Here is a 7,914-nt window from a genome sequence, read left to right as displayed (position 1 = left end):
AGATGGGAATAAGAGACAGCCCCCAATCTCTTCTTAAGCGGAACCTTGCTATCTATCGTCAAGCTTGCCTTCTCGACTCTGGACTGGAACGATGTGTTCTCAGTAGAGAAAAAGATGACAGATGCAATCTTGTCACCGCTTTTCAGACAATATTTGTAGCCGGTAGTATTGAAAAGTCTCAACTTCAAAAAACCGGAAAAACATGGCTCCACCTTAGCTGGAGCAATAAGTATCCCTCGATCAAGGAACAGGCTACCGGTTGGAACCAGGATTCCGTACATGTTATGCGGAACGCTAATATCCTCTGCGACTTCAATCACGATGGACCCATGCCTCCCTATATCGAGACCTTCCTGAGGTATCCGATACAACTGTCCTGAAGTCAACCCATAGCTTTCGTTCCAGGCTCCTCCAACGCTCAAATCAATCGAGTACGCACCCGGCTCCAGGCCACCCTTTAAGTACAAAAGGCTCTTATCGGACAACCCAACATCCGAGAAGGTCTTTTCGTCCTTTGCAATTCTTCCACCGATCTCTATTACACTCATTACTTTTGCCTCTCTGGAAATGGCTGAGACACTCGCCCCCCTTGCCATTGCCCACGATAAGGCGTAGCGCCATCAGCCACAGTAGCAACAACGAGATGGCAGAATCGAGCAAAACGCTGGATCACAAAATCAGTCCCTCCGCCCACGCTAAGACCGAAAGTCAGCGTTCCGCAATACCCAGGAGGAACTACACTCGAGTGAAGTGCGACACCACTCCTAAATAGCGTACTTCTAGGAAAAACAGCCGCAGCTAGGTTCATCGGGAGATTCATAGACTCCGCAGTTGTGACGAGATACCAATTTCCAGGTGAGAAGACGTAGCACCCAGCATCATCAGTATCGACAGAATGTGAAGTTGAAGTCCGCCGAGTCTCCACCAGCAGCTCGCCCCCATCTGCAATGACGTGGACTTTATCCAGCCTAAGGTCAATTCCCACGCCTTCTGGATCAAGTGCCTCCCGATCTGACAGACCGGTAACGGGCCAGGAGCTGGGATCTCCAGTAAATATGGCTCGGGGAGGAATGATCACTTCCGCCCCTCCGTTTCTAGTCCATCTGACAGATCATCAAATATCCAGGTGACGAAGGAAAAGCCCTCCTCACGGTTGCAAAACCCCCAACTCGTCATCTTCATGGCAAAAAATCCACCCCAATCGCTCATCTGTGTGAGCTAGAGTACTAGTTGCGCCGTTGCCAACACCAGCCGCTCAGCTGATCTACCACGCAGTACTGATGCAGTTGCCCAAGGCACCACGGATGGCTGGCCCCCTCTTGGAACAACGACTTAGCCAACCCCAACTGGCAGCCAGGGCGCGGATAAGTGCCTTGTAAGCCAGGGAGCCGTCACATTGAGCCGATTCAGGCCCGTGAAGCGCCAGGGAAAGCCAGGTGGTGCCCACGCCTGCTTTCAAGGCGGACAGCGGCTTGCGGTGTATGCGCCCCGGAACCGAACCTACGTGTAGTACCTCTCATTGACGTTACGGTTGCAGGCGAGACACTTTCGATATGCACCAAAACGCCCAGGACGCTCCCGTCCCAGTAAGCCACCGCATTCGCAAACCAAAGCGCTGCGCCCTTGATCCCAGCGCCAAAGCCTTAGAGTAGCGACAAGTGCAAGGGCGACCGATACCGCGATAGCCAACGCAGGGAGCCATCGCGCCATCGCATACCCCCCTGCAAGCACCGGACTCTCCCGGAGCATTCCCAACGGCAGCATCAGCAGCAACCCCAGCGCCAAAGCCCCAAGTGCGGGCGCATACATCCTTACCATCATCCACATCCAACGATCCATGCAGCCGTCCCGGTGATTGCTTTATGCATCCTTGAGCATATCGGTCGCAGGGGATGAGACTTGAACGGCGAACTTTCTTTGCCGCCCGTACATGGCCGAACACCATCGTGTGCTTCATACAAAGAGGCCATGCCTTGCGATTGCAGGCACAGGCTCATGCACCGCCGCCCGCATGTTGCACGTCGAGCTCAGGGCACACGCGCTTTGATAGCGCTTTGTATGAGATATACACCAGCCCCCAGGATCTTCGAAGCGCGCTTACACTGCCAAGCCACCCATACAATCTCGCGGCCAATTACGCCGTCGATCAATGAGGACTGCGGTTTACAGCAATCCACATGACCATCCGAGTAGCCATTGACCATGTGTCATGTGGATCGCCGTAAGCACTGCATACGTGGGCGAGCAATCTGTACATCACGGTGATCGCCGGGACATTGCGCCCGTAAGCGGCCTGCAGGATGCACGCCAGGCTGCGCCAGAAGCTCGCTGAGGGCGCCACAGGACCGGCCAGCGACACCCCTACGCAAACACCGGCAGTATTGAACACAGAGGCTTACAGGTCATCCTCGGCAACCCCGGCGCACGCTCTCTACTGAACCCCGGCTATCGTTTGTTGCGCGTCCCCGAAGGGGCGCGCACCTGGACCCAAGGTGCGAGGGCCGAAGGCCCGAGTACCGATGGGACCAGTCACGGGACATCACTGCTGCCATCCCTGTAAAGATCTACCTTCTCAAAGAGAAGGTAGTTGCTTTTGATTTATAGCTCTTATGGGGCTGCTGACAAGCAAGCTCGTTTGCGCGCGTAAGACCCTGTTGGCGCTCGCTATGCAGCCAGTTTTCGCCGTTGCTCCTCGCGATGCTTGCGCTGGCTGTTCCGGTTCTGCTCACGCCTCCTGTCCGCACGGGGATCGCCTGAGACGCCTGCCGCGTTCAGCGCACGTGTCACCTTCCGCTTTACGCTCGAGCACTGCACAGCGAATGGGCAGTTGTGACACGGCATATCCCGCACGTCGCTACGATTGCCGATGCACGCCGGAGCGTATCCTTCAGGCGCTTCGTTGACCTCAGCAGGCTCGGCGACCATCGCCAGCGCATCCCGGACCATGTCTTCTTCAAACATCGCCTTGGCACGCGCCTCTGTCAGCGGTCCACCAGCCCCAAGATACTGCGCCAATCGAGCGGGGCGGTCCTTTGCATGCAGCACATCGGCACTCAATGCCCGCATTGCCGCAGCATGCACGGGATCTTCTCCAGACGGCTCCATAAAGAAGCGCCGATCCCAAGCGGGCAAGAACAACCGCTCACCAGTCTCAGCCCAGGTGGGGTGTCCTCGCATCCATGCGCCGAACAACTTCCCGGAAAGCAGCTGGTTTGGCAATGGTGGCTGCTTGGCCTTCCTGCCGGACAACCAGAGATCAAGTACGATCTCGCAGAAAAGATCGTACGGCATCCCCAGTTCGTCAGCCTTCTGACGGGCCCGCCACAAGCTGGTAATAACCGACCTGTCGTTCAATGCGAGACTTGTCGCACAGGGCTGCTTATGCGGCGCTTCGGAAAGGTCAAAGTGGCGCGCCCAAGCAGCACGGTACGCGGCGATGTATGCCTCCGTGAAGGCCTGCGTGGCCTGCACCGGGGACATGTAGCGGTTCCCGATCCAACGGGTGCGCAGCAACAATGCCTCTTTGGCAAGCAAGCCTTTATCGATGTACGTGCGCTGGAAGACCAGCTCTCCCACCTGTCGCTTCACGGGATCAGCCGACTTCAGCGCGCGTTGATACGAGGCATGCCTGCTCTGCGCCTCCATCATGTTCTTCGCAGACGCCTTCTTTCGGGCCGGGTTAGGCCGTTTTACCTTTGCCTTCCCGCCCGTCGCGCCTGACTTCTTGTTCCTAGCCATTCTCCTGCCCTCCTCGATAAAGACAGTGTTATACCGACCGGGCCGATGAAATCGCCGGTCTTCTTATGTTCACTAGCGCACGGCGCGCCCGGACGTTTCCGCTGCGGGCGCGCAATGGATGACGCGAGTCAGATGAGGGAACGGCCCCCAAGCGGTTGGATGGCGCTATCGCCAAATGTGACAGCCTGAACTTCACCTGGTCCCAGGCCATCCCTAGCCACCACGCTCCTTAGTGCCGTTAGGCGCAGAGGGGCCCCTCCGCACCCAACATGGTCGCCAAGGGCCGCTACCGGCTCGGACCTCAGCGACTGACGGCGTCGAGCTCCATCACGTGCAGCTGTACTTCAGCAGAGACAAGCATTGCGGGAGTGATGCGCTTCTTGCCGCAGTGGCGCAGGTAGGTCACAGCACGCTGAATGTAGTCGCGGTAGTTGATACCGGTCATGTCAACCATCTGGCGAGCCTTCCAAATCGCACGGAACATCGAGGCATCGCATACGCGCAGGTCGTAGCGACGGTCAGTGGCACCCGTGTTGAGCTGCAGCCTGCTGGCAAACTCGGCAGTGGCCTCGAATGCAGTCATCTCGCTGTAGGTGGAGGCGCGATGGATTTCGCACACCTTATCCACGACAAGCTGCTCACCGCCCATGATCGTTTCAGAAATTGCGCTCTGCGCGGCGTGCAGCGCGTCCCTGCCCTCACGCTGCGCAGCGAAGAGGCAGATGGAGCGATCAATATTGTTGTGCTTATGCATGGTAGTTGTCCTAGTTGCTAGCGACCGCGAAATTGCCGTCGCTGGAAACAAGGTTGCCAAGCAAGTAAGTGGCGGACCCATTGAATTCAACCAGTCCACCACCTTAGGATGTGGCATGAGCCAACTACCCCATCCTGAGTTCAAGGCACTATTGATACTTGCCAGCGGGCTGACTAGTGATCTTGAAGTCCGCCTCAAGGAATACGACCTATCCCTCTCTGGATTCCTGGCGCTAGAGGCTATCGAGCGGGCACAAGGTGCCAACGCTTATCCGATGACGCGGGCGAGCCTCGCTCGACTGATTGGCACCACTCCAGCATCAATGTCTGTACTTGTTGGGCGTCTGATACGCAAAAAGATGGTGTCAGAAACGTCTATTGATGCCCTAGCCAAGAGACTTGCGATCACATCATTCGGGCACTCTAAGCTCGCTGGAGGAAAGGTAGCCTGGGAGGACACCTTTGAAAATCTTAGCGAGGCGCTATCGCCTAGCGGCAAAAGCCAGCTTCTGAAGGCCATTGATAAGCTGAACTTGACGCGTGAACACGAGCGAAAAGAGGAGCATCGAGCGGCCTACATGCGCACCCTCTCAAAGCAGTCAACCAAGAATGCAGTTGCAAAGAACCATCAACAGTCCAGAGTTGCTGAGTCCCGAAGGAGGGCTGAGCTCGAATGATCACGGCTGTATGGAGTGATCGATTCCGGTACCCCACTACGGCAGCTAGGTAACGAGTCCTTCGCGAACCATCTAGGACTTCGTGCTTTGGATACGGATCATCCACGCACACAATTAGAATCCGTTGTTCGCCAATGCGCACCAATCGCCGCACAACGCTAGCCTGGCAGGGTCGCTACACCCCTGCATCGACAGCCCTCCGGCAGCCCCAGATCGGCCGACAGAGCGATCCTAGAGCGTCTGTTCTGGGTAGCTAGCCTGGTGGCTGAGACATTAGCCAGGTGACACCTCAGCTAGCATAAAAAGGCCCACTGACGTTGCCATCAGCGGGCCTGGTTGCGGCAAATCTAGTTGCTCAGCGAGGGCGAATGCCCAAGCCCAGCAGCACAGCCCCAGCGATGGTCAGTGCTTGCCCTACTGCTAGCGCATGCATGTTGGCAATGTTGCCGTAACCGCTTGCTGAGGGGTTGATCAGGAAGTAGAGCCCAATTGCGAGTGCAACTAGCCCCAATGCCACACACGCCGCTGTCGAGCCACGCTCTTCCCGGGCGTTCGCGCTCGCACGATTCGATTCAATAATTGCCTTGGGTAGGTCCGCATAGCACTTAGGACACTTCGCGGATGATCTACCCGAGGGGATGGCAGCACGGCAAGCCGGGCATTGATAAAGGTTAGTTGCTGGATCGCTGGTTTGCATGTTCTCTCCTCCATGATTGGATGCACTGGGGTTTCCGACGTCAGCCACCCGTTGGACTACCCACCTGAGCGCCCTTGACCAGATCACGCAATGCAGCGCGTTGCTCATCGTCCAGGCTGTATTCGGTATCGCAGACCCGGACCTCGATCCTCTTGGCACCGGTGAAGGCCCCTACTTCTGCCAAGGTCATCTTCTTGCCGAATGAAAGGATGGCGTACTCGTATCGATTGAATGCGGGCATGTCGCTGGGAAGCGAAACAGCCTTTCCATCCACGAGCATGTCAAAGCTCGTACCGGCACAGCGAACGTCATAGGACATGTTGAAGGTGAGGATGGCCGAGACGGTGAAAGAGTCCGACTTCGTTACAGCGCGATCTCCGTCTACCACGCTTCGTACGCTGACAGAAACGCCCCTGCTGGTCTTGGACAGCTCCGATAGCTCCACTTTGGCCTCGTAGGAAGTTCGATCCTTGAAACGGTCGTATGACCGCTGTTGTTGAGCCACTACCTGCCCGGGAACAACAGCCGTCAGCACCAACGACATGACGGCAACATGCGTAATCCGGTTCTTCATCCCAACGTCCCCGACTGAGCGCTGACGGGCCCGGCCACCCCTTGCGGCCAGTCATACCTCGCACAACGCCATATACTGATATGGTAATGACTTCTACTGATCAGGTATATGGCCCATGCTGCTGCAGGTTCACAGACCGTTACCTCCGCGTGCCCTCGCCCACTGTCATTACTGCAACGTTTTCCAAGCGGCTCTCCGAAGCTCGAGCACTGCGCGGGCTGTCCCAGCGCGCGCTGGGGGCGCTGGTGGATAAGGATCAGGACAAGAACCGGGGTGCCGTGCTGATCAACAGGTACGAGCGCGAACGAAACCAAGCCGACATGACCAAGGCTGCAGAGTTGGCCAAGGCCTTGGATGTACCGGTCGCCTACCTGTTCGCCGAGGACGATGACCTAGCTGCGGCGATCTTGGCGTTCGCCAAGCTTCCCTCTGCGGAGCGCCAAAGGATGCGGGAAGAGCTCGAGCGTTTGGCTGGAACGCAGAGGGGCTAGCGCTCTCACGCCGCCAGCTTGGCAACTGCCGCCGCCAGGGTGTCCGGGGCCAGGTGGGCGTAGCGAAGAGTCATGGTGATGTCTGCGTGTCCCAAGAGCTCCCGCACGGTGTTCAGGTCCACCCCTGCCCGCACCAAGCGTGATGCGAAATGATGGCGCAGATCATGGAAGCGGAACTCTTCAATGCGGGCATCGGCTATGAGTTTGCCCCACCCCTTCTTGATGTCGGTTACGTCGAAAACCTTGCCCGCACGTCGCTCGCCTACTTGCCCTGCCCAACGCTGCAGGACTTCCATGGCTTCGACGTTTAGCGGGATATGACGTTGCCTACCGGACTTGGCGTTCTCCGCCTGGATCGTCAGCATCTTTGCTTCCCAGTTGATGTCAGCCCAGCTCATCGACAACAGCTCACCACGTCTCATACCGGTATTAATGGCTGTAAGAACCACCGGGGTCAGGTGATCGACGTACCCGTCCATCGGCAAATCAGGCAGAACCACCTGCCGATACCGGCGACGAGCAGCATTGGCGTTCGCCCTGCCCTCGACCCCAGCTAGATCGCGCGCTGCCAGCGCGGCCCGGAGCATCGCCTCTTCATCCGGGGACAGGAACCGCACGACCTTACGGCTCGCTGCTGATCGCTGACGCATGCCCATCAAGGGGTTAGTCTCGATCAGCTTCCACTCAACCGCCCGCGACAAGGCAGAACGCAGGCAAGCAAAGTCGCGCGCTGCGGTAGCCTTGGTGACGGCATCAGGGCCAGTGACACGTCCGCGCCACCAGCGCTCCATTGTGGACACGTCAATTTCGATGATCTGACGACGCAGCAGCCACGGGAACACCGATCGGATGCGGTCTGGGTACTGACGACCACCCTTGAGCTCAGCCACCGCCCAAGGCTCGAAGTGATCATTGAGCAACGTTTCCAGCGTGCAACTGGTGGGCTTGGTCTTCGCAAGCGCGGGCAACCCGGACTGAACGTAC

General features: G+C 57.6%; 8 protein-coding genes. 2 read left to right on the top strand and 6 right to left on the bottom strand.

Translation table 11 applies throughout. From position 1 onward, the window contains the following. The 4 genes from EKL94_RS03085 to EKL94_RS03070 form a co-directional block, all read right to left on the bottom strand. Positions 1–548, bottom strand: a 548-nt coding sequence (locus tag EKL94_RS03085) for a dCTP deaminase/dUTPase family protein (RefSeq protein ID WP_185829981.1), incomplete at its 3' end; no start/stop codon positions are given. Next, positions 548–985: a dCTP deaminase gene (locus EKL94_RS22810; RefSeq protein ID WP_440087534.1), complete on the bottom strand. Its 438-nt coding sequence runs from the start codon at positions 983–985 to the stop codon at positions 548–550. The genes EKL94_RS03085 and EKL94_RS22810, both read right to left, overlap by 1 nt. A 1,679-nt stretch (positions 986–2,664) precedes the next feature. Continuing rightward, entirely contained in the window at positions 2,665–3,738 is a 1,074-nt protein-coding gene (locus tag EKL94_RS03075) for a bZIP transcription factor (protein WP_126927929.1), read from the bottom strand. A 301-nt stretch (positions 3,739–4,039) separates the two neighbouring features. After that, positions 4,040–4,492: a hypothetical protein gene (locus tag EKL94_RS03070; protein WP_126927928.1), complete on the bottom strand. Its 453-nt coding sequence runs from the start codon at positions 4,490–4,492 to the stop codon at positions 4,040–4,042. Between the two features lie 115 nt (positions 4,493–4,607). Between EKL94_RS03070 and EKL94_RS03065 the strand changes: the two genes are divergently transcribed. Continuing rightward, positions 4,608–5,168 (top strand): MarR family winged helix-turn-helix transcriptional regulator, encoded by a 561-nt coding sequence (locus EKL94_RS03065; protein WP_126927927.1) that lies wholly within the window; start codon positions 4,608–4,610, stop codon positions 5,166–5,168. 737 nt (positions 5,169–5,905) lie between these two features. Here EKL94_RS03065 and EKL94_RS03060 read toward each other — a convergent pair. Continuing rightward, a complete protein-coding gene (locus EKL94_RS03060) occupies positions 5,906–6,439 on the bottom strand; it encodes a hypothetical protein (protein WP_126927926.1) in 534 nt (177 codons plus the stop codon). Between the two features lie 149 nt (positions 6,440–6,588). On the opposite strand from EKL94_RS03060, the gene EKL94_RS03055 reads away from it, so the two are divergent. Next, positions 6,589–6,930: a helix-turn-helix domain-containing protein gene (locus EKL94_RS03055; RefSeq protein ID WP_126927925.1), complete on the top strand. Its 342-nt coding sequence runs from the start codon at positions 6,589–6,591 to the stop codon at positions 6,928–6,930. 5 nt (positions 6,931–6,935) lie between these two features. On the opposite strand, the gene EKL94_RS03050 is transcribed toward EKL94_RS03055, so the two are convergent. Then, a complete protein-coding gene (locus tag EKL94_RS03050) occupies positions 6,936–7,898 on the bottom strand; it encodes a tyrosine-type recombinase/integrase (protein WP_260473366.1) in 963 nt (320 codons plus the stop codon). Between the last annotated feature and the right edge of the window lie 16 nt (positions 7,899–7,914).

It is taken from the genome of Stenotrophomonas maltophilia, assembly GCF_003970865.1.
GTDB lineage: Bacteria > Pseudomonadota > Gammaproteobacteria > Xanthomonadales > Xanthomonadaceae > Stenotrophomonas > Stenotrophomonas maltophilia_AR.
This window is presented reverse-complemented; position numbering and strand designations above follow the sequence as displayed.

What these genes read in the sequence shown, in the direction of transcription:
- EKL94_RS03075 (WP_126927929.1), bottom strand. Translation starts at nt 3,738, where the DNA reads ATGGCTAGGAACAAGAAGTCAGGCGCGACGGGCGGGAAGGCAAAGGTA.
- EKL94_RS03070 (WP_126927928.1), bottom strand. Translation starts at nt 4,492, where the DNA reads ATGCATAAGCACAACAATATTGATCGCTCCATCTGCCTCTTCGCTGCG.
- EKL94_RS03060 (WP_126927926.1), bottom strand. Translation starts at nt 6,439, where the DNA reads ATGAAGAACCGGATTACGCATGTTGCCGTCATGTCGTTGGTGCTGACG.
- EKL94_RS03065 (WP_126927927.1), top strand. Translation starts at nt 4,608, where the DNA reads ATGAGCCAACTACCCCATCCTGAGTTCAAGGCACTATTGATACTTGCC.